Origin of the sequence: Roseateles paludis (genome assembly GCF_039872745.1) — a bacterium.
GTDB classification, from domain to species: domain Bacteria; phylum Pseudomonadota; class Gammaproteobacteria; order Burkholderiales; family Burkholderiaceae_C; genus Pelomonas; species Pelomonas paludis.
The window spans coordinates 40,051-60,035 of sequence record NZ_JBDPZD010000009.1 but is presented as its reverse complement, the minus strand read 5'-3'; the positions used below and the strand labels follow the sequence as shown (position 1 = coordinate 60,035).

The window sequence follows — 19,985 nt, the reverse complement described above, 5'->3', positions numbered from 1 at the left end:
ATAGACACTGAGTCAGTCGAACTCGTGCAATAGCTTCAGCGTGTGCGCCGGGTTGAGGTTGAGCAGCTCGGCGATGTCGTTCAGGTCATCGGGCAGGGCGGCGTTGTCCCAGCCGTGGGCCAGGTGGCGCGCCAGGCGCACGGCCAGGTAGACGCAGCGCACCTTGTTGTCGCGCGCGTGCTTGTCGTCGGTGATGCGCATGAGCAAGGCCGGCAGGTGCCAGCGGCGCATCAAGGCTTGCTCCAGCTCGTGCAGCTCGATGCCCAGCACCTCGCGCTGGGCCACCGCGCTGCGCAGCGTGGAGTCGGCCTCCTGGCGGCGGGCGATTTCCAGCGCCAGGTCAGGGGCGTGCACCCACAGCAGCATCTCGGCAAAGTCGTGCAGCAGCGCGGCGCCGGTGATGACGGCGGCGTCGGGGTCGGCGCGGTGCGCGGCAAAGCTCAGCGCAAAGCGTGAGGCCCGCTCGGCCCGCTGCAGCACGCGCGAGAGCCCGAGCAGGGCTTCTTCGTTGTCGGCCAGGCGCTCTTCGAGCGTCGGCTGGTCGCTGAAGTTGCGGAAGAAGGGCGAGATGCCCATCAGCACCAACGCGGCGGTGACGGTCTCGGTGTCATTGGTCAGCCGGCCCCGGCGCAGCTCGCCGGCAAATGCCAGCACCTTGAGCGACATCAGCGGGTCGGACGTGACCAGGCCCGTGAGCTGGTGCGCGTCGACGTCGTCCTCCAGCTCGCGCAGGCTGTTGATCTCGGCAGCCGTCTCGGCCAGCACGGGGATCTCGGCGGACGCAAAGGCATTGACCCAGGCGTCGAGCGTGGGCAACGGGCGCGTGATGCGCAGGCGTGCGGTGCCGGGCATGCGTTGATCCTAGCCCTGGCAGGGGCGGCCCAATCCTAGGGCGCGCCCCTGTTTTGCGGCGCATTTGTCAAAGCCGGCGCCCTTCCTCGAAACGCGCCACCAGGCGGCCGTCGGCGTACAGCGCGGTGACCTGGGCGCCCTCAGGGGCGCAGGCCTCGGCGTGGAACTCCAGCAGCAGGGTGCTGGACGGGACGCGGGCGACCCGGGGGCGCAAGGCGGCCCGCAGGGCCAGGCCTACACGGCGCCACAAGCGCACGCGGCGGCGCCAGTCGGGCAAGAGAGAGGAGGCCTGCTCGGGGCCGTGCCATTCAGTCAAACGCATGGGAATCTCCTTGGCGACCCCCGCGTCCGGCTGCGTCATGCCGGTGGGGTGTCGCGGTGTGTCAGGGGCTGTCGTCGGGGGCCAAGCTGCGCACGGCGGTGCGCAGGGCCTGGCTGGCGTGCTGGCGCGACGGGTGTTTCAAGCTGGCGTGCGCGCCGGCCTGGCGGCGGTGCGCCGGGGCGACGATGGGATTTCGCGGCTTGCGCAGCTGAATCGTCTGGGCGCGCGGGGAGGTGAACTGAGGCATGGTGGTCTCCGGGTGGGGAGGGGTGGCTGGAGCCGCCTGATCGACGTCGCCATGCGGCGGCGCGACTGGGGGGTGGGCTCCGGTCGAGGAAACGGTTGAAGGGAGGGGTGCTCGTTGCCGCGAAAGAACCTTCGCTGCAACTTGCGCAAATGATAAACAAACGTTGATCTTGCGCAAGTGGTTTTTATCGCGCAGCGCGCCGCCTCCCAAGGCTTGGGGGGGTGAGCGTGTGTCGAGGGGGGCGCGCGCCAGGCGGGCGCGGCGCTTGCGGAGTTAGCGCTTTTTCTTCAGCGGGGCCACGCCCTGCTGGGCGCGGCGCCAATCGTCCAGCTCGGAGGCGGGCGTGGCGCCGGGCTTGGGGGCCGCTTTGACGGCTGGAGCGGGGCTGGGCGTGAGCACCTCGCCCAGCAGGTCCAGCAGCCGGGTGCGGGCGCGCTGGGGGTGGCGCCGGTAGTAGGTGAGCACGAGGCCGATGATGAAGCGCTCGTCGTCGTCCTGCGGGGTGCTGGGCGGCGCGTCAGGCTCGGCGGCTTGTGCCTGAGTCTGCGCGGCGGCCATGGCGCTGGGGCTCTGGTGGTCGATGTCCATCCAGCCCTGGGGCTTGTGGCAGAGCTGCTCGAACTGCCGCGCCAGGCGCTCGCCGATCTGGCGGGCGCGGCCCTTGATCTGGCTCCAGTAGCTGGGCTGGATCTGCAGTCGCTCCGCAAAACGCCGCTCCAGGCCGCGCAGGGTGGCGGCATCAGGGTGCTTGACGGTGGCGCTGACGAACTCGTCGAACAGCAGCAGCGCGTTGTCCAGACGGATCTGGGCCACGTCGCGGGGAGCGGGAGACATGAGGCCGAATGATAAAGGTTCGACCATCACGCCCCCCAGGGGCAAGGCCCCGCCGCCTCCTCGGCTGGCGGGGTCAGCCTTCGTGGGCTCAGGCTGCGCTCAGGCGGTCGCCGGGTCCGCGTGCTTGCGCTGGAAGCGCTTGGGCGTGCACTTGCGGATCAGGTCATCCACCAGCGTGAACAGCACCGGGATCACCAGCAGGCTCAGGAAGGTGGAGGTGATCAAGCCGCCGATCACGACGATGGCCATGGGCGCGCGGAAGCTCGGGTCGGTGCCAAAGCCCAGGGCGATGGGCAGCATGCCGGCGCCCATGGCCAGGGTCGTCATCACGATGGGCCGCGCGCGCTTGTGGCAGGCGTCGATCAGGGCGTCAAAGCGCGAGAGCCCGTGGTCACGCTCGGCCATGATGGCGTACTCCACCAGCAGGATGGAGTTCTTGGTGGCGATGCCCATCAGCATGATCATGCCGATCATGGCCGGCATGGACAGGTCGGTCCGCGTGACGAACAGGGCCAGGAAGGCACCGGGCAGCGAGAGGATCAGCGCTCCCAGGATGGTGACCGGCTGCACCCAGGCGTGGAAGAGCAGCACCAGCACGATGTAGATGCAGGCCACGCCCGTGGCCATGGCCAGCAGGAAGCTCTCGCTCAGCTCGGTGAAGGCCTCGGCGTCGCCGGTCTCGGTCTTGATGATGCCGGGCGGCAACTGGGCCACGGTGGGCAGGGCGGCCACGCGCGCCTGCACGTCGCCCAGGGCCAGGCCGTTCAGCTCGATCTCGAAATTGACGTTGCGCGAGCGGTTGAAGCGGTCGATCTGCGCCGGGCCGGCGGCCAAGGACAGCTCGGCCACCTGCGCCAGCGGCACCGGGCCCTTGGCGCCCTGCACATGGAGCTGGCCGAGCAGGTCGATGTCCTGCCGCGCGCTGTCAGGCAGGCGCACATTGATGGGCACCTGGCGCTGCGAGAGGTTGAGCTTGGGCACGAACTGCTCGTAGTCGCCACTGGTGGCGATGCGCAGCGCGTCGCCGATGGCGGCGGTGGTCACGCCCAGGTCCGCCGCGCGGGCGGCGTCGGGCTTCACGACCAGCTCGGGCCGTTGCAGGCTGGACGAACTCGTCACCTGGCCGATGCCGGGCAGGGCGCGCAGCTCGCGCTCGACCTTGGCGGCATGCGCGGCCAGGGCCTCGCCGTCTTCGCCGGCCAGCACCAGGATGTACTTGTCGTTCGAGCCTCCGAGCCCGACGCGGAAGCGCGCGCCGGCCAGCGGCTCCAGCATCGCGCGCATCTCGCGCTCGATGTCCTGCTTGCTGATGCCGGGGCGTTGGTCGCGCGGCGTGAGGTTGATGGTGAGCGTGGCCTTGCGGGCCTCGGGCGCACCGCCCACGGCGAAGGGGTCCGACCCCGCCGAGCCGCCGCCCACGGCGGTGTAGATGAGCTTGATGTGCGCATGCTTGGCCAGCACGGCGCGCGCAGCTTCGGCGATGCGCTCGGTCTGGGTGTACGTGCTGCCGGGCTCCAGCTCGATGTAGACCTGGGTCTGGCTCAGGTCATCGGGCGGGATGAAGGCGCCATTGATCTTGCCGGCAAACAGCGGCGCGCAGCTGGCCACCGCAAACACCGCCGTCAGCGCCAGCGTCTTGCCCCGGTGCTGCAGGCACCAGTGCGTGACCTTGAGGTAAGCGGGCATCCAGCGCGGGTCGGTGTGCTCCTTCTTGGGCCGCGTGAGGATGTAGGCGGCCATCATGGGCGTGAGCATGCGCGCCACCACGAGGCTGAAGAACACGGCCAGCGCCGCCGTCCAACCGAACTGCACGAAGAACTTGCCCGGCACGCCGGCCATGAAGGCCGTGGGCAGGAAGACCGAGATCAGCGTGAAGGTGGTGGCGATCACGGCCAGGCCGATCTCATCGGCCGCCTCACGCGCGGCATCGAGCGGCGCCACGCCCTTGCCGAGGTGGCGCATGATGTTCTCGATCTCGACGATGGCGTCGTCCACCAGGATGCCCACCACCAGCGACAGCGACAGCAGGGTCACCACGTTGAGCGTGAAGCCCATCCAGTGCATCACCGCGAAGGTCGGGATGGCCGAGAGCGGCAGCGCCACGGCGCTCACAAAGGTGGCACGCCAGTCGCGCAGGAAGAACCACACCACGATCACCGCCAGCACCGCGCCCTCGATCAGCAGCTTCATGCTGCCGTCGTAGTTCTCGATGACGGGGTCCACGAAGTTGAAGGCCTCGGTGACGGTCAGGTCCGGGTGCTCGGCCTTGAAGGCCTCCAGCGCGGCGCGCACGCCGTTGGCCACATCCAGCTCACCGGCGCCGCGCGTGCGCGTGATCTCGAAGCCCACCACCGGCTTGCCGTTGAGGAAGGCGCCCGAGCGGCGCTCGGCCACGGTGTCGATAACGCTGGCGATCTGGTCCAGCCGCACGTGGCGGCCATCGTTCAGGCTGATGTCGAGCGCAGCCAGGGCTTGCGCGTCGGCCACGGTGCCGATGGCGCGCAGGCTCTGCTCGGCGCCCGAGAGCTGGGCGCGACCGCCCGAGGCCTCTTGCTGCTGCTGGCGCAGCTGGCGCGTGACCTCGGCGGCCGTGATGCGCAGGCCGAGCAAACGGCCCGGGTCCAGCTCGACACGGATCTCGCGCGTGACGCCGCCCACGCGGGCCACCGATCCCACGCCCTTGACGGCCAGCATGCGCCGCGTGACCTGGTTGTCGATGAACCAGGACAGCGCCTCGTCGTCCATCGCCGACGATGACAGCGTGTAGGTCAGGATGGGCGAGCCCGAGAGATTCATCTTGGTGATGACCGGGTCGCGCAGGTCGCCGGGCAGGTCGCTGCGGGTGCGCTGCACAGCGTCGCGCACGTCGTCCAGCGCCTCCTGCGTGGGCTTCTCAAGGCGGAACTCGGCCGTGATGACGGCGGTGCCGTCCTGCACCTTGGCGTAGAGGTTCTTGAGGCCTTGCAGGTTGGCCAGCGCGTTCTCGAGCTTGCGGGCCACCTCGGTTTCCATCTGCGCGGGCGCGGCGCCCGGCAGGCTGGCCGTGACCATGACGGTGGGCAGCTCGATGTCGGGGAACTGCTGGATCTTCATGGCCCGAAAGCCCATGATGCCCAGCACCGTCAGCATCACGAAGAGCAACACCGACGGCACGGGGTTGCGGATGCTCCAGGCGGATACGTTGAACATGCTTGCGTCTCCGCTCATTGGGTCACGCGGACGGTGTCGCCATCAGCGAGGAAGCCCACGCCCTGCGCCACCACCTTGTCGGCAGCCTTGAGCCCGTTGCGGATCTCGACCCGGTCACCCTGGCGCCGGCCCAGCTCCACCTTCACCTGCCGCACCTTGCTGCCCTCAAGCTTGAAGACGAAGGCAAAGCCATCGCGCAGCAGCAGGGCGGTTTGCGGCACGGTCAGCACATTGGCGTCGCCGAGCACGAAGTCGCCGCGCGCAAACATGCCCGCCCGGGCGCCAGGGCCGGCACCCAGGTCCACCAGCACGCGGCCGAGGCGGGTGGTGGCGTCCACCGTGGGGGCCACCACGCGCACCTTGCCCTCCAGCGGCTGGGTGCCGCCGGCTGGCAGCACGCGCACCTTCTGGCCGGGCTGCAGCTGCGCCAGCTCGCTGGCCGGCACTTCGGCGCGCCACTCCAGGCGGCCGTCGCGGATCAGGCTGAAGAGCGTCTGGCCGGCTTGCGGCAGCGCGCCTTCCACGGCCTCCTTGCTGCTGACGATGCCGTCCACCGGCGCCACGATGCGGGTGTAGGACAGGCGCAGCTCGTCGGCCTGCACGCGGGCCTTGGCGGCGGCGGCGCGGGCCTCGGCGCCTGCGGCGGCGGCCTGGGCCTGCTCCAGCTGCTGGGCGCTGACGGCGTCGGTGCCGGCCAGGGTCTTGAGCCGCGCGGCGGTGCTGACGGCCTCGCGGGCGGTGGCTTCTGCTTCGAGCAAGCCGGCGCGGCTGGCGGCCAGGTCAGCGGCCACGCTGGCGCTTTGCAGCTGCGCGAGCACCTGGCCCTTGTGCACGCGCTGGCCCAGCTCCACGGCCACTTGCTGGATGCGCTGGCCGCCGAGCTCGCTGCCCACCTGCACCTCGCGCCAGGCGGCGAGGCTGCCGGTGGAGGACAGCAGCTGCGGCCAGCTCTCGGCCTTCACGGGCGTGAGCGCCACGGTCAGCGCGGGCTTGACGGCCGAGGCTGCAGCGGCTGATGCATCCGCCGCTTCGGCGGGCTGCAGGGCAAAGGTCATTGCGGCCGCCAAAGCGGCAGCCAGCAAGGCAACGGTGGCAAAGGGCAAGGCGGAATCGGGCTTGAACTTGCGTGGCATGGCGAGGGTCTTCATGGGGCGGTGGCAGCGGTGGCGGCGGCGGTGGCGCTGGCTTGCCAGCCGCCCCCGAGGGCGCGAACGAGTTGCAGGTAGGCGGCGACGTGCTCGCGCGCGGCGTCGAGCTCGGCGGAGGTGGCGGTCAGGAGGTTGCGCTGGTCGCGGGCCTGGGCTTGGGCACTGGCCAGGCCGGCGCGGGCCTGGGCGCGCGTGGCCTCGGCAATGCGCTGCCAGTGCTGGCGCGTGGTGGCGGCGTCAACGCGCTCGGCGGTTGCCGCGTGCCAGCGCAGCAGCGCCTGCTCGACCTCGGACACCGCGCCGCGCCACTGCGCCTCCAGCCCCGCGCGGGCTTCGGCCTCGGTGGCGCGCGCCGCAGCCGTGGCGGCGGCGCGGCCGCCAAAGTCGAACAGCGGCAGGCTGAGCGTGGGCGCGATGTTCCAGACTTGGCCGGTCAGCGTGCCGCTCGTCAGCTCCCAGCGGCCACGGCCGGCCAAGGCGCCGAGGCTGAGCTGGGGCGTGGTCTGGTCGAGCCGGGCGGCGTGGGCGTCCAGTGCGGCGGCCTGCCACTGGTGCAGCGCGGCGCGCAGGTCGGGGCGGCGCTCCAGCAACTCGGCCGGCACGGTCTCGACGCGCAGCGCCTGCGGCACGGGCAGCGGGGCCGGGCTGGCAGACAGTTCGGTGGCCAGGGTGTTGGCTTCATCGGCGCAGAGCACGGCCAGGGTCTGCAGCCAGACGCCGCGCTGCTCTTGCCAGACACGGTGGCGGCTGCGGGCGGCCGCGGCAATGGTTTGCGACAGCGCGGCGCCGGCGGGGCTCAGCACACCGGCCTGGGCCTGGGCGGCGTCGGCAGCGGCCAGGCGCTCGGCCAGGGTCTGGTCTTCTGCGGCCAGGCGTGCCTGGGCGTCGGCATGGCGCCAGGCCAGCAGGGCCTGCGCGACCTCGACGTCGAGCGAGACCTGGGCCTGGTCCAGCGTGAGCTGGGCGGCGGTGGCGCGCTGGCCGGCGGCATCGCGGCTGGCGCGGGTGCTGCCAAAGAGATCGATCTCCCAGCCAGCCTGCAAGGTCCAGAGTGCGCTGGTCGAGGCGTGCAGTGGCGGTGCCATCTGGCCGCGCTGCGGGGCCAGCTCCATGCCCACGCGCGGCGCCAGCGCCGCTTGCGCTGCCTCGCGGCCGGCGGTGGCGCGGGCCAGGCGGGCGCGGGCCTGGGCCAGGCTGGGGCTTTGCTCGCGGGCCCGCTCGATGAGGCGGCCCAGCAGCGGGTCGCCCAGCGGGGTCCACCAGTCAGGCTGCAGGGCCTGGGTACCGCTTTGCGGCGCGGTCCAGGCGGCTGGGAGGCGCGGCGGCGCGGCGGGGCTGGGGGGCGGTGCGGCGCAACCTGACAGCAGGGCCAGCAGCGCCAGCGCGGCCAGGGCCGTGGGGAGCGGGGTCAAGGGTTTCATGGCTTGCGGGAGGCGGGTTTCTTCTTGGAAATCGGAGCCAGCTTGGGCGGGGAGCTTTGCGCGTGCTTGCGGCGCTCGTGCTCCACCAGCACCAGGCCCCACTCGACGAGGCGCTCGCGCACAGCGTCAAAGCTGCCGGGGGCGTCGAGCCAGCCGGGCGACATCAGCTCCATCATTCCGCTGCAGTGCGAGTAGTCGTGCGCGGCGGCCTGCAGCGCGTAGGCCAGCTGGTGGGTGGTGGTGTTGGGGCCCTTCAAGCCGATGTGCCGGGCCAGCAGACCCGAGAGCGATTGGTGCAGCGGCGCCACCACGTCGCGGAAGGCCTGGGCGAACACCGGGCTCGGGTCGTGGATCTCGTCGTGGAAGAGCTTCATCACCGCCTCTTGCAGCGGGTCGGTGTCGTCACCGCACATGAAGGGCATCAGCACGCGCGCCAGCGCCTCGCGCAGCAGCAGGGCCGGGTCGTCAAAGCCGGTCATCTCGTCGCGCAGGGCCTCCAGCGGGCCCAGCAGCACGGCGCGGTAGAGGCCGTCCTTGTCGCCAAAGTGGTAGTGGATGGCACCGGGGTTGAGCCCCGCCGCCGTGCAGATCTCGCGCGTGGTCGTCTCGGCCACGCCTTGCTCGGCAAACAGCTGGGTGGCGGCCTTGAGCAGCGCCGCGCGCGCGTCGATGGCCTCCGCCTTGGGGCGGCGGCCGGCACGGGGGGCGGCAGGTTCGGGGGGGCGTCGGGCGGCCATGGGGGCGGGCAGGGGCGTGGGTCGAAGTGCGCGCAATGTATCAAACAATCAAGCGACTGCTTGAATTCAATGGCCTTGCAGATTGGGGGGTGTCGAATGGCATCCGGGGGGGGCACCGCGCACCCCGCGTGGGAGCGGTGTGGGTGCCAGGGCTTGTCACCATAACGAACGAGGTGGCACGAAATTGACAGCAGGCTGCGCAGATCGTTTGCCGGCGGGGCACTTCCCGGTTTTGCGCATGAGGTTCTCTGAATCGCTTCGTTGGCTTGGGCAGGGGTGGCTCCTAAGCTGAGTGCACTGTTCAAACACCTGCGGCGTCTTGGTGGCGCTGAGTCCGTCATGAAGCTTGTCCGCATCTCCGGCAGCCCCTCTGCCCACTCACGCTCCCACTGGTTGCTGGCGCTCGCGGTTGAACGCCTGCAGCCGCAGTTGGCCTCCTTGATCGCCGTGCGCGAGCTGCCTGCAGAGGCGCTGTTGGGGGCCGATGTGCACGCCGCGCCCATTGCGGCCGCCCTGCAGCAGGTGCTGGAGGCCGATGTGGTGTTGGTCTCCACACCCATCTACAAGGCGGCCTACAGCGGCTTGCTCAAGACCTTTCTCGACCTGCTGCCGCAGGACGCACTGCGTGGCAAGCGCGTGCTGCCCTTGGCCACCGGCGGCAGCGCGGGCCACCTGCTGGCGCTCGACTACGCACTGCGCCCGGTGCTGAACGCACTGGGTGCGCGGCAGATTGCCGATGGCGTGTTTGCCACCGATGCGCAGCTGCCGCGCGGTGCGGGCAACCGCTTTGAAGCGGCGCCGGAGTTGCTGGCGCGGCTGGATGTGGCGGTGGCGGGGCTGCTCGCTCTCGCGCCACTAGCTCAGCCACAACCAAGCTGACGCCGACCGGCTCCACGCCTCACATCCTGCTCTACCCCCACACGGCGCCCGCCCGGGCTGGCCGTGCGGGCCTTGCTGTCCCTTCGTCTTTGACACCCACGCCAACAACCTGCCCCACCTCATCATGTCCATCGCCAAACTACCCCGCCGCCTCGCCCTTGCGAGCCTGATTGCCCTCACCACCTGGGCCGGCACGGCCGCCGCCCAGAGCGGCGAGCTGCTGCGCATCGGCTACCAGAAGTCCGCCAGCCTCTTGACCCTGCAAAAGGCCCAGGGCACGTTGGAGAAACGCCTCGCGCCGCTGGGCGTGGGGGTGAAGTGGGTCGAGTTCCCGGCCGGCCCGCAGCTGCTCGAAGGCCTCAACGTGGGCAGCGTGGACGTGGGCTTTGTCGGCGAGGCGCCGCCCATCTTTGCCCAGGCCGCCGGGGCCAACTTCGTCTACATCGGCTACGACCCGGCGGCGCCCGAGGCCGAGGCCATCGTGGTGCCCAAGGACTCGCCGATCAAGTCCGTCGCAGAGCTGCGCGGCAAGAAGGTGGCCTTCAACAAGGGCAGCAATGTGCACTTTCTGCTCGTCAAGTTGCTGGAGAAGGCCGGGCTCAAGTACGCCGACATCCAGCCCGTCTTCCTGCCGCCGGCCGATGCGCGCGCGGCCTTTGAGAAGGGCGCCGTGGACGCCTGGGTGATCTGGGACCCCTTCCTCTCGGCGGCCGAGAAGCAGACGGGGGCGCGCGTCCTGGCCGATGGGCGTGGCACGGTGAACAACTTCGCCTACTACCTGGCCGAGCGTGGCTACGCGCAGAAGAAGCCCCAGGTCATCAAGGCGCTGTTTGACGACAGCACCGAGCGCGGCCAGTGGTTGCGGGCCAACTTCAAGCAGGCCGTGGCCTTGATTGCGCCCTTGCAGGGCCTGGAGCCCGAGGTGGTGGAGCAGAGCCTGCGCCGCTACCAGTTTGGCGTGAAGCCGGTGACGGCCGCCATCGCCGCCGAGCAGCAGAAGATCGCCGACAGCTTCTTCGAGCTCAAGCTCATCCCCAAGGCCATCCGCATCGCCGACGCGCTGCCGGCTGGCGCGAACTGAGGCGGGCCCGGCGATGCGCTCCTTCCCTCGCCCCGCGTCGCGCCGCCGCTGGTTGGTCGCCTTGACCAGCTTGCTGGCCACTCCCGCCTGGGCCCAGGCGGGCAAGCCTGCCGCCGTGCTCGGCCTCAGTGAGTTCCGCGTCGGCTTCCAAAAGGGCAGCTTCAACCTCGCCCTGCTCAAGAGCCTCGGCCTGCTGGACAAGCACCTGCCCGGTGTAGCGCTGAAGTGGGTCGAGTTCCCGGCCGGCCCGCAACTGCTGGAGGCGCTGGCCGTGGGCAGTGTGGACTTCGGCGGCGTGGGCGACTCGCCGCCCGTCTTCGCCCAGGCTGCCGGCAAGGACATCGTCTACGTCGGCGCCGAGCCGCCCAAGCCCGACAGCTCGGCCGTGCTGGTGCGCCAGGACAGCCCGCTCAAGACGCTCGCCGATTTGCGCGGCCGCCGCGTGGCCGTGCAGCGCGGCAGCAGTGCGCACTACCTGCTGGTGCAGGCCGTCAAGAAGGGGGGCCTCAAGTGGACCGACATCCAGGCCACCTACCTGGCGCCGGCTGATGCCCGTGCGGCCTTCGAGCGTGGCTCGGTGGACGCCTGGGCCGTGTGGGACCCCTACTACGCGGCGGCCGAGATCGACGGTGCCGCGCGCCCCCTGGCCACCAGCCGGGGCCTGACCAACAACAACACCTTCTACCTGGCCTCGCGCGCGCTGGCTGGCAACGAGCCGGCGCTGCGCGCCGTGTTCCGTGCGCTGACCGAGACCGATGCCTGGGTGCAGGCGCACCGCAAGGAGGCCGCCCAGCTGTTTGCCGACTTTGCCGGGCTGGGCCTGGCCACCGTGCACCGCGTGCTGGAGCGCCGCCCGCCCTCGCCCGTGGCCCCCTTGCCCCCGGCCCTGGTGGCCGACCAGCAGCAGGTGGCTGACGCCTTTGCCGAGCTGACCCTCATCCCCAAATCCATCCGCGTGGCCGACATCGTCTGGCGCCCCGCTGGCCGTTGACTGCCCCACCCCCTTAGGAGACCTGACCCATGTCGCAGCAGCCCCTGAAGATTCTCTGGTTCATCCCCACCCACGGCGACAGCCGCTACCTCGGCACCAGCCGGGGCGGCCGCCAGACCGACCTCGCCTACTTCAAGCAGATCGCCGTTGCGGCCGACTCGCTGGGCTACGAGGGCGTGCTCATCCCCACCGGCCGTTCCTGCGAGGACCCCTGGACGGTGGCCGCCAGCCTGATCGACGCGACGCGGCGGCTCAAGTTCCTGGTCGCGCTGCGGCCCGGGCTGATCACGCCCTCGCAGTACGCGCGCATCACCGCCACCTTTGACCGCCTCTCCGGCGGGCGCCTGCTGCTCAACCTCGTCACCGGCGGCGACGCCGAGGAGCTGGAGGGCGACGGCCTCTTCCTGCCGCATGCCGAGCGCTACCGCCTGTCCAGCGAGTTCCTGACCATCTGGCGCGAGATCCTGGCGCGCAGCCACACCGGCGAGGCGCTGGACTATGAAGGCCAGCACCTCCAGGTCAAGGGCGCCAAGCTGCTCTACCCGCCGGTGCAGGCGCCGTATCCGCCGCTGTTCTTCGGCGGCTCCTCGCCCGAGGCGCATGAGCTGGCGGCTGCGCAGCTCGACACCTACCTGACCTGGGGCGAGCCGCCCGAGGCCGTGGCCGAGAAGATTGCCGACGTGCGTGCCCGTGCCGCCGCGCGGGGCCGCTCGCTCAGCTATGGCATCCGGCTGCACGTCATCGTCCGCGAGACCGAAGAGCAGGCCTGGGCCGCCGCCGCCGAGCTGGTGCAGCACCTGGACCCGGCCACCGTGGCCGCCGCGCAAAAGCGCTTTGCGCAGATGGACAGCGTGGGCCAGCGCCGCATGGCCGAGCTGCACAAGGGCGCTTTTGACCCCAGCGACATCCGCAAGGGCCTGGAGGTGGCGCCCAACCTCTGGGCCGGCGTGGGCCTGGTGCGCGGCGGCGCCGGCACGGCCCTGGTGGGCAACCCCGAGCAGGTGGCCGCGCGCATCAAGGAGTACGCCGACCTCGGGCTCGAGTACTTCGTGCTCTCGGGCTACCCGCACCTGGAAGAGGCCTACCGCTTTGCCGAGCTGGTCTTCCCGCTGCTGCCGCTGGCGCTGCGCGAGAAGCTGGCCGCGCCGAAGCTGACCGGGCCCTTCGGAGAGATCGTGGCCAACAGCTATGTGCCCGCCGCCAACGCGGCACAGACGGCTGCGAGCTGAGCATGGGCAGCAAGGCGAGCATCTGGCTTGAGCGCGCGGCCCCCTGGGCCCTGCCCGTGCTCATCATCGCGGCCTGGGAGCTGGCCTCCGTGCAGGGCTGGCTCAGCACCCGCGTGCTGCCCGAGCCCTGGGCCGTGCTGCAGGCCTTTGGCCGCCTGGCGGCCAGCGGCGAGATGTGGGAGCACGTGGCCGTGAGCACGCGGCGCGCGGCCCTGGGCTTTGCCATCGGCGGCGGGCTGGGCCTGCTGCTGGGCCTGCTCACCGGCAGCTTCCGGCGCGCCGAGACCCTGCTCGACACCACGCTGCAGATGGTGCGCAACGTGCCGCCGCTGGCGCTGATCCCGCTGGTCATCCTGTGGTTCGGCATCGACGAGACGGCCAAGCTCTTTCTCGTCGCGCTGGGTGTGTTCTTCCCGGTCTACCTCAACACCTTCCATGGCATCCGCGCGGTGGACAAGGGCCTGATCGAGATGGCCGGCAGCTATGGCCTGCGCGGCTGGCAGCTGTACCGGCACGTGGTGCTGCCCGGCGCGTTGCCGAACATCCTCGTCGGCGTGCGCTTCAGCCTGGGGCTGATGTGGGTGCTGCTGATCGTGGCCGAGACCATCTCGGCCCAGTCCGGCATCGGCTACATGACGATGAATGCCCGCGAGTTCCTGCAGACCGACGTGGTGCTGGTGGGCATCACGCTCTATGCCTTGCTGGGCAAGCTGGCCGACCTGGCCGCCAAGGGCCTGGAGCGCTGGTGGCTGCGCTGGCACCCGGGTTACCAGGCCACCGCCAAAGCTTGAAGGAAACGCACGATGACCTTGCTCACCACAGCCAGCACGCCCACCGCCTGGCGCGAGCCTGCGCGGCCCTCGATTCCCACGCCCAGCCGCCCGGGCCTCGAAGCCTCTGCATTCACCGCAGCCCCCACCCCACCGCACGTGCCGGGCATCGCTGTCTCGATGCGCGGGCTGGGCAAGGCCTTTGGCGAGCGCCAGGTGCTGAAAGAGGTCGATCTCGACATCGCGCCCGGCGAGTTCGTCGCCATCGTCGGCCGCAGCGGCTGCGGCAAGAGCACCCTGCTGCGCCTGGTGGCCGGGCTGGAGCGCGCGACGGCAGGCAGCCTGCAGCTCGACGGCCAGGCTGCTGGCCCGCGCCGTGATGACCTGCGCATCATGTTCCAGGACGCTCGCCTGCTGCCCTGGAAGCGCGTGATCGACAACATCGTCCTGGGCCTGGCCGACCCGCGCGCCCTAGCCCGCGCCCACGAGGCGCTGGCCCAGGTGGGCCTGGCCGACCGCGCGCACGACTGGCCGGCCGTGCTCTCGGGCGGGCAGCGCCAGCGCGTGGCCCTGGCCCGCGCCCTGGTGCACCGGCCCCGGCTGCTGCTGCTGGACGAGCCACTGGGTGCGCTGGATGCCCTCACCCGCATCGAGATGCATGGCCTGATCGAGCGCCTGTGGCGTGAGCACGGCTTCACGGCCCTGCTCGTCACGCATGACGTGGGCGAAGCCATCGCCCTGGCCGACCGCGTGGTGTTGGTAGAGGACCATCGCCTCGCGCTCGATGAGGCGGTTCCGTTGCCCCGCCCGCGTGAGCGTGGCGATGCGGCCTTTGCCGCGCTGGAGGCGCGTGTGCTGCAACGCGTGCTGCAGCAGCCCGACGAGCCCGCGCCGCCCGCCGCGCCGGCTTCGAGCTGGCGCTGGGCGTTCTAGGCAGTTGCCCTCAAGGGCAGGCCACGCCGGCCGCCACGGTGCCGCAGCTCTGCCAGTCGGTCTGCATCAGGCTGCCATCGGTGTTGATGGCCATCAGGCGCAGCTGCTTGAAGGTCACAGTGTCGAGCAGGCTGGCGCCATTGGTGCCGGTCAGGGTGGCGGTGGTGGCGGCGGTGGGCAGGGTCATCAGGCCCAGGCGCGTGCCGCAGGCGGCGTCCGTGCACAGCATCATCTGCGTCAGGGTCAGGCCGCCACGCGCCAGGGTCCAGCTCGATTGCAGGCTGATCTTGGCATTGGCCACGGCCTTGAGCCCTGACAGGGCCGAGATGCCGGCCACCACGAGGTTGGGCCAGGGCAGGGCCGTCATGCTGCTGGCCGCCAGGGGCGGCGTGCCGGCCATGTTGACGCTGATGGTGGCGCCGTCGGCACCGGCCCAGGGCGTGCTGCAGCCGATGTCGCCATAGAGCGCAATGCGCACCTCGCGGCCCATGCGCACGAAGTTGCGCACCAGGCTGTCGCCGCCCACGCTGTTGGCGATGGGCACCTCGACGATGTCGTTGCCGCGCGTGACGCCGCTGGCAGCGTTGAGGCTGGGCGAGCCGTCGCTAAGCGACACGCTCCACAGCGACAGGTAGGTGCCGGCGCCGGTGGACTTGAAGATGGCGAAGGGCGCGTTGGCGCCGTTCGTGTCCTTCTGGCTGGCAACGGCGCACTGCACGCCGCTGGCGGCGGGGATGGGGATGTCGATGTAGCGGTAGAGGTTGTCGGGGGCGGTCTTGTCGATGCGGCGGATGAGGCGCGTGCGCGCCGTGGCGGTGGCTTGCACCTCCAGCCGGTTGCCCAGAAAACGCCAGCCCCCGGGCCGCTTGACGGCCGCTTGCTCCACGCCCAGCACCCGCAGCTCGCCCTTGGACGTGAGCCAGCGGAAGGAAACGCGGCAGACCGGGTCGGCCCCGGAGGGGAAGTCGCAGCGGTCCAGCTCGGGCTGCAGCAGCTTGCCGCCGAACAGCACCTCACCGTCGCCCAGCACACCGTTCATGCGCAGGCACAGCAGCTCGGCGGCATTGGCGCCGGTGCGCACCACGGTCTCGATGTTGTAGCGGCCGGCGGCGTCAAAGAGCGGCGTGAGGCTGGCCTGGCAGACGTTGTTGTTGGCCGTGCCGGTGATCATGGACGCGGCCATCGCGTCGAGGCCGGTGAAGTCAAAGCCCGCCGCGCCGCTGGCCAGGTTGAGCGGGGTCGGGGCCGCGCCGCCGGGCTCCAGGTAGGCGGTGTTGGTGCCCAGCCGCGAGCCGATGCGCACGGCCGGGACGCTGCCGTCCTGGTTGAGGGCGACGTCGGTCAGGTCGAGCAGCAGGTCATAGCCTGCGTGGCTGGCCGGCGTGAGGTTGCCGGTCATGAAGTCGAAGTCAGCCGCCAAGCCGGCCTCGGTCAGCAGCGGCGCCAGGGCGGCGCGCAGCTGGGTCTGGGCGGTGGCCAGCGCGGGGTCACCGAGGCCCTGGACGGTGCCGGTCATCATCGCGTCGGCGGCCTGGCCACCGGCCAGCACGGTGAGCGCGCTGGTCAGCGGCGTGATGTGCAAGGTGCCGCCCACATTGGTGGCCGACCACACGCAGCGCTGCCGCCCGGCGAAGTTGCCGCAGGCCTCAACGCGGTAGGGCCCGGTGCCCGAGAGCGTGATGGGCCCATAGGCCCCGGTGACGGCCGTGACCGGCTTGCCGGTGGCGATGGCCTTGCCGGTGCTGTCGAGCACGCGCACCGTGCCATTGCTCATCGCCGCGCCCAGGGCCACGATGCCCTGGATGGGGGGCGGCGGAGGAGGCGGTGGCGGAGGGGGTGGTGGCGGCGGCGGTGGCGGGGTGGGTGTGGGGCTGGGCGCTGGGGCCGGGCCTGGCGAAGGGCTGGGCGAAGGACTTGGAGATGGACTCGGGCTGGGGCTCGGACTCGGGCTCGGTGAGGGGCTCGGCGACGGAGATGGTGACGGCGAAGGCGTCGGGGCCGGCGCCGGTGTCGGTTGGGGCAGGGGGCTGGGGCTCGGGCTGGCCACCGGCGGCGGGGGCGCGGTGGTGTCGGGGCCCGAGCTGCCGCCGCCGCCACAGGCACCCAGTGCGAGGGACAACGGCCAGGCCAGCAGGTTCGCGGTGGACTTGCGGCGCGGCGGCGGGCAGGACGCGAGCGCCGGCAAGGGACTGGGCGGGGCAGAGACGGGCATTGCCCGACGACTTTAGGCCGATGCGGGGTGCGCGATCCGTCGAACAGGGGCGCCGGACGCGCGCAAGTTCACGACTCGTGCGGGTTGTCGTGCTGCTCGCTGTCCCGCACCGGGGTCTCGGCCATCTGGCCCAGGGGGCTGAGGCCGGGCTCGGCCTTGAGCTGGCCGTGGCCGGCCCGGCGGGCCTCGTTGAGGGCGAGGTCGGCACGGCGCAGCAGGTCGTTCAGGTGCCGGTCGCCATTGCGCAGCCGTGCCCAGCCGGCGCTGTGGCTGATGGCAAAGCCCAGCTCCAGCGGGGCGCGCTGGGCCAGGTCGACGCGCAAGCGTGCATCCATGGCAGCGGGGCCGGTGGGCTCGCAGCGGGCCAGCAGCACGCCGAACTTGTCGTTCGACAAGCGGCCGATCACATCGCCCAGGCGCATCTGCGTCTGCAGCCCGCTGGCAAACAGGGCCAGCGCCCGCTGGGCGGTTTCCTCGCCGTGCTCGGCGCGCAGGGCCTGGAAGTTGTCGATGTCCAGCACCAGCAGCGCCAGCGGCTCCCGAAAGCGCCGCGACACCGAGAACAGCTCCAGCGCGCGGGCCTCGAAGGCGCTCAGGTCCATCAGGCCGGTCACGCCATCGGTGCGGGCCAGGCGGGCCAGGTCGGCCTCCACCTCGCCGCGCCAGGCCAGCATCAGCACGGGCAGGGCCAGCAGCAGGGCCAGCTCGGCGGCCAGGCCCACGGCCAGCTCGGCCGAGAACAGGGCCAGCGGCCACTGGGTGATGACCAGCGCGTGCGCCAGCAGGGCCAGCAGCATGGGCATCACGGCCGCCAGCGCCAGCGCGCGCCAGCGCTGCGGGTGCAGGCCCTGCACCACGCGCAGCCGCTCGGGCCGCGAGAGCGTCCAGGCCATCACGGCCAGGTGGGCGGCCAGCAGCGCGTCTGCCAGCACGGCCGCCGCCACGCTTTGCATCGGCAGCGCCTGGTGCCACAGCCCGCACACCACCGGCACCACCACCAGCCAGGCGCCGCGCCGCAGTGGCCGGATCCAGAGGCTGATGGCCCACCACAGCGCGCACAGCCCGGCGCTTTGCAGCGCCAGCGCCAGGCTGGGCAGCCAGATCAGCGCGCTGAGGCGGCCGCCCCAGCCGGCACGCAGCGCCAGGCCGAGGCCGGCCGCTGCCATGCCCAGCACGGCCCAGCGTGCGGCCGGCGTGGCGTGGCGCAGGCCCATCAGCAGGGCCAGCACCAGCGCGGCACAGAAGGCCTGCAGTGCGGCCAGCGCAAAGGGGTCGAGGGGCGTGTTCATTTGCGCAGCGGGATGGGGGTCTCTTTGGGCACGGGCACGGCGGTCACGCTGTTCTGCGGTGAGCCGTCGATCAGGCGGTCGGAGTAGGTCAGGTAGACCAGCGTGTTGCGCTTGGTGTCCACCATGCGCACGATGCGCAGGTGCTTGAACAAAAGCGAGATGCGCTCATTGAACACCTCTTGCTGCTGCGGCAGCGCGGCCGGGATGCTGATGGGCCCGATCTGCCGGCAGGCGATGGAGGCCTCGGCCTTGTCCTCGGCCAACCCGAGAGCCCCTTTGATGCCCCCGGTCTTGGCGCGGGAGACATAACACGCCACCCCGTTGACGCCCGGGTCGTCGTAAGCTTCGACCGTGATCTTGTGATCGGGTCCGATCAGCTTGAACGCGGTGTCCACCGAGCCGATCCCCTCGGCCCGAACAATGCCAAAGGACAACATGGCCAGTGCAGTCAGCAGCTTCATGGCGATGAGTCTAACGAGCGAGACGCATCAGCCGCCACATCGGCCGGCCAGCATCGGTGACCGTCTGTGTTGGCGGCAGCCCCCCCGGGCCGCAGCCCGGTGACCACGATGCTGCTGCACACGCCCACCCTGCTGTTGGTGCTGCTGCTCGGGTTTGCGCTGCTGGGCGTGCAGCTGTGGCTGACGCGCAGCGCCACCTTGCCCCGGCGCGAGCTGCGCCCCGTGGAGTGGCTGTGCTGGAGCTCGATGACGGGCTTTGGCTTCTTTCTTGCGCGGGACTGGATGCCCAGCAGCATCGCCAGCTTGCTGGGCATGCTGGCGCTGGCGGCGGGCGTCACCTGCTTCACGGCGGCCGTGTTCCAGCACGTGCTGCAGCGCCTACCGCCCCGGGCCTATTGGGTCTTGCTGGGGCTGATGGCCCTGCCCGTGCTGGGCAGCCTGGCGGCCGACGGGGCGGTGCGCGTGTCGGTGTCCTGCCTGGTGCTGGCCCTGCTGCTGCTGCCGCCCACCTGGGTGGCGCTGCGCCATGGCTGGCACAACGAGGTGTCCTTCCGCATCGTGGGCGGCACGCTGTGCGTGACCGTGCTGGGCCTGCTGTGGCGCACGCTTGACGCCTGGTGGCATCCGGCCGACTACCAGGACGGCCAGCAAGACAGCCTGCGTGCGGGTCTCACCTTCTTGTTCGCCTTCATGGGCCTCTTGGGCTCGGCGTTTGGCTTCCTGCTGGCCAGCTTCGAGCGCGTGGCGCAGAAGATGCGCCGCCTGGCGTCGGTGGACGGCCTCACCGGCTGCTTCAACCACAACACCACCCAGGCCCTGTTCGCGCACAGCCTGGAGCGCGCCCGCCGCGAGCGGCTGCCCATGTCGCTGCTGATGCTGGACCTTGACCACTTCAAGCAGGTCAACGACCGCTACGGCCACCCCGTGGGCGACCATGTGCTGCGCGAGGTGGCCGAGGCCGTGCGCCGCTGCCTGCGCGCCTCCGACGTGTTTGGCCGCCTCGGGGGCGAGGAGTTCGCCGTCATCCTGCCCACCGGTGACGACGCCGGCACCCGCGTGCTGGCCGAGCGCATCCGCACCGCCATCGAGCGCACCGACATGCGCAGCGACACCGGCCAGGTCTTCCACGTCACCGTCAGCATCGGCATGGCCGTGATCGGCCCGCAACTCGTGCTCACGCCCAACGAGGCCCTGCACTGGGCCGACAAGGCCCTCTATCAGGCCAAGTCCCAGGGCCGCAACCGCGTGGTGGTGGCCGACCCGTGGATGCTCAACACGACGATTGCCGAAGTGCCTTCGTGAGCCCTTGACGCGCCCGGCTGGGCCCTCCGTTGAGGGGGTGCCAACTCCGCACAAACCCGAGGCCCGCCCCTAGACTGACCCGCTTTGC

At 71.1% G+C, this 19,985-nt stretch carries 18 protein-coding genes; 7 read left to right on the top strand and 11 right to left on the bottom strand.

Annotated features, from left to right (window positions below):
• Window positions 1-12: 12 nt before the first annotated feature.
• The 8 genes from ABDJ85_RS19550 to ABDJ85_RS19515 form a co-directional block, all read right to left on the bottom strand.
• Window positions 13-852, bottom strand: coding sequence for an HDOD domain-containing protein (locus ABDJ85_RS19550; protein ID WP_347706484.1), 840 nt, complete (start codon window positions 850-852; stop codon window positions 13-15).
• A gap of 67 nt (window positions 853-919) precedes the next feature.
• On the bottom strand, window positions 920-1,174 hold the full coding sequence (locus ABDJ85_RS19545; RefSeq protein WP_347706483.1) for a hypothetical protein: 255 nt from the start codon (window positions 1,172-1,174) through the stop codon (window positions 920-922).
• 61 nt (window positions 1,175-1,235) lie between these two features.
• Window positions 1,236-1,421, bottom strand: a complete 186-nt coding sequence (locus ABDJ85_RS19540; RefSeq protein ID WP_347706482.1) for a hypothetical protein — start codon at window positions 1,419-1,421, stop codon at window positions 1,236-1,238.
• 273 nt (window positions 1,422-1,694) lie between these two features.
• Window positions 1,695-2,255, bottom strand: a complete 561-nt coding sequence (locus tag ABDJ85_RS19535) for a hypothetical protein (RefSeq protein ID WP_347706481.1) — start codon at window positions 2,253-2,255, stop codon at window positions 1,695-1,697.
• A 99-nt stretch (window positions 2,256-2,354) separates the two neighbouring features.
• Entirely contained in the window at window positions 2,355-5,444 is a 3,090-nt protein-coding gene (locus ABDJ85_RS19530; protein WP_347706480.1) for an efflux RND transporter permease subunit, read from the bottom strand.
• A gap of 14 nt (window positions 5,445-5,458) precedes the next feature.
• The gene (locus ABDJ85_RS19525; protein ID WP_347706479.1) at window positions 5,459-6,592 is read right to left on the bottom strand and encodes an efflux RND transporter periplasmic adaptor subunit; all 1,134 of its coding nucleotides are present in this window, start codon (window positions 6,590-6,592) and stop codon (window positions 5,459-5,461) included.
• Complete coding sequence (locus ABDJ85_RS19520) at window positions 6,589-8,013, bottom strand: TolC family protein (protein ID WP_347706478.1); 1,425 nt, start codon at window positions 8,011-8,013, stop codon at window positions 6,589-6,591. Before ABDJ85_RS19520 ends, ABDJ85_RS19525 begins: the two co-directional genes overlap by 4 nt.
• Entirely contained in the window at window positions 8,010-8,750 is a 741-nt protein-coding gene (locus ABDJ85_RS19515) for a TetR/AcrR family transcriptional regulator (protein WP_347706477.1), read from the bottom strand. The genes ABDJ85_RS19520 and ABDJ85_RS19515 overlap by 4 nt, the downstream gene beginning before the upstream one ends.
• A gap of 339 nt (window positions 8,751-9,089) precedes the next feature.
• Here ABDJ85_RS19515 and ssuE point away from each other — a divergent pair, with 339 nt between their 5' ends.
• The 6 genes from ssuE (at window position 9,090) to ABDJ85_RS19485 (ending at window position 14,633) form a co-directional block, all read left to right on the top strand.
• A complete protein-coding gene (ssuE, locus tag ABDJ85_RS19510; protein WP_347706476.1) occupies window positions 9,090-9,629 on the top strand; it encodes an NADPH-dependent FMN reductase in 540 nt (179 codons plus the stop codon).
• Between the two features lie 124 nt (window positions 9,630-9,753).
• Window positions 9,754-10,710 (top strand): sulfonate ABC transporter substrate-binding protein, encoded by a 957-nt coding sequence (locus ABDJ85_RS19505; RefSeq protein ID WP_347706475.1) that lies wholly within the window; start codon window positions 9,754-9,756, stop codon window positions 10,708-10,710.
• Between the two features lie 13 nt (window positions 10,711-10,723).
• Entirely contained in the window at window positions 10,724-11,701 is a 978-nt protein-coding gene (locus ABDJ85_RS19500; RefSeq protein ID WP_347706474.1) for an aliphatic sulfonate ABC transporter substrate-binding protein, read from the top strand.
• 44 nt (window positions 11,702-11,745) lie between these two features.
• Window positions 11,746-12,930 (top strand): FMNH2-dependent alkanesulfonate monooxygenase, encoded by a 1,185-nt coding sequence (ssuD, locus tag ABDJ85_RS19495; protein WP_347706513.1) that lies wholly within the window; start codon window positions 11,746-11,748, stop codon window positions 12,928-12,930.
• 2 nt (window positions 12,931-12,932) lie between these two features.
• Window positions 12,933-13,721 (top strand): aliphatic sulfonate ABC transporter permease SsuC, encoded by a 789-nt coding sequence (gene ssuC, locus ABDJ85_RS19490; RefSeq protein ID WP_347706473.1) that lies wholly within the window; start codon window positions 12,933-12,935, stop codon window positions 13,719-13,721.
• 159 nt (window positions 13,722-13,880) lie between these two features.
• Window positions 13,881-14,633 (top strand): ATP-binding cassette domain-containing protein, encoded by a 753-nt coding sequence (locus tag ABDJ85_RS19485; protein ID WP_347706512.1) that lies wholly within the window; start codon window positions 13,881-13,883, stop codon window positions 14,631-14,633.
• 10 nt (window positions 14,634-14,643) lie between these two features.
• Here ABDJ85_RS19485 and ABDJ85_RS19480 read toward each other — a convergent pair whose 3' ends face one another.
• The 3 genes from ABDJ85_RS19480 to ABDJ85_RS19470 all read right to left on the bottom strand — a co-directional run bounded on the left by ABDJ85_RS19480 (window position 14,644) and on the right by ABDJ85_RS19470 (window position 18,595).
• Window positions 14,644-16,425, bottom strand: coding sequence for a hypothetical protein (locus ABDJ85_RS19480; protein ID WP_347706472.1), 1,782 nt, complete (start codon window positions 16,423-16,425; stop codon window positions 14,644-14,646).
• A gap of 488 nt (window positions 16,426-16,913) precedes the next feature.
• Entirely contained in the window at window positions 16,914-18,134 is a 1,221-nt protein-coding gene (locus ABDJ85_RS19475; protein ID WP_347706471.1) for a sensor domain-containing diguanylate cyclase, read from the bottom strand.
• The gene (locus tag ABDJ85_RS19470; RefSeq protein WP_347706470.1) at window positions 18,131-18,595 is read right to left on the bottom strand and encodes a CreA family protein; all 465 of its coding nucleotides are present in this window, start codon (window positions 18,593-18,595) and stop codon (window positions 18,131-18,133) included. The genes ABDJ85_RS19475 and ABDJ85_RS19470 overlap by 4 nt, the downstream gene beginning before the upstream one ends.
• Before the next feature lie 108 nt (window positions 18,596-18,703).
• On the opposite strand from ABDJ85_RS19470, the gene ABDJ85_RS19465 reads away from it, so the two are divergent.
• Window positions 18,704-19,897 carry a GGDEF domain-containing protein gene (locus ABDJ85_RS19465; protein ID WP_347706511.1) on the top strand — a complete coding sequence of 398 codons (1,194 nt, stop codon included), beginning with the start codon at window positions 18,704-18,706 and terminating at the stop codon, window positions 19,895-19,897.
• Window positions 19,898-19,985 lie beyond the last annotated feature (88 nt).

Excerpts from the sequence above, each read along its gene's own strand:
- ABDJ85_RS19550 (WP_347706484.1), bottom strand. The coding sequence starts at position 852 with ATGCCCGGCACCGCACGCCTGCGCATCACGCGCCCGTTGCCCACGCTC.
- ABDJ85_RS19545 (WP_347706483.1), bottom strand. The coding sequence starts at position 1,174 with ATGCGTTTGACTGAATGGCACGGCCCCGAGCAGGCCTCCTCTCTCTTG.
- ABDJ85_RS19540 (WP_347706482.1), bottom strand. The coding sequence starts at position 1,421 with ATGCCTCAGTTCACCTCCCCGCGCGCCCAGACGATTCAGCTGCGCAAG.
- ABDJ85_RS19535 (WP_347706481.1), bottom strand. The coding sequence starts at position 2,255 with ATGTCTCCCGCTCCCCGCGACGTGGCCCAGATCCGTCTGGACAACGCG.
- ABDJ85_RS19530 (WP_347706480.1), bottom strand. The coding sequence starts at position 5,444 with ATGTTCAACGTATCCGCCTGGAGCATCCGCAACCCCGTGCCGTCGGTG.
- ABDJ85_RS19525 (WP_347706479.1), bottom strand. The coding sequence starts at position 6,592 with ATGAAGACCCTCGCCATGCCACGCAAGTTCAAGCCCGATTCCGCCTTG.
- ABDJ85_RS19520 (WP_347706478.1), bottom strand. The coding sequence starts at position 8,013 with ATGAAACCCTTGACCCCGCTCCCCACGGCCCTGGCCGCGCTGGCGCTG.
- ABDJ85_RS19515 (WP_347706477.1), bottom strand. The coding sequence starts at position 8,750 with ATGGCCGCCCGACGCCCCCCCGAACCTGCCGCCCCCCGTGCCGGCCGC.
- ssuE (WP_347706476.1), top strand. The coding sequence starts at position 9,090 with ATGAAGCTTGTCCGCATCTCCGGCAGCCCCTCTGCCCACTCACGCTCC.
- ABDJ85_RS19505 (WP_347706475.1), top strand. The coding sequence starts at position 9,754 with ATGTCCATCGCCAAACTACCCCGCCGCCTCGCCCTTGCGAGCCTGATT.
- ABDJ85_RS19500 (WP_347706474.1), top strand. The coding sequence starts at position 10,724 with ATGCGCTCCTTCCCTCGCCCCGCGTCGCGCCGCCGCTGGTTGGTCGCC.
- ssuC (WP_347706473.1), top strand. The coding sequence starts at position 12,933 with ATGGGCAGCAAGGCGAGCATCTGGCTTGAGCGCGCGGCCCCCTGGGCC.
- ABDJ85_RS19485 (WP_347706512.1), top strand. The coding sequence starts at position 13,881 with ATGCGCGGGCTGGGCAAGGCCTTTGGCGAGCGCCAGGTGCTGAAAGAG.
- ABDJ85_RS19475 (WP_347706471.1), bottom strand. The coding sequence starts at position 18,134 with ATGAACACGCCCCTCGACCCCTTTGCGCTGGCCGCACTGCAGGCCTTC.
- ABDJ85_RS19470 (WP_347706470.1), bottom strand. The coding sequence starts at position 18,595 with ATGAAGCTGCTGACTGCACTGGCCATGTTGTCCTTTGGCATTGTTCGG.
- ABDJ85_RS19465 (WP_347706511.1), top strand. The coding sequence starts at position 18,704 with ATGCTGCTGCACACGCCCACCCTGCTGTTGGTGCTGCTGCTCGGGTTT.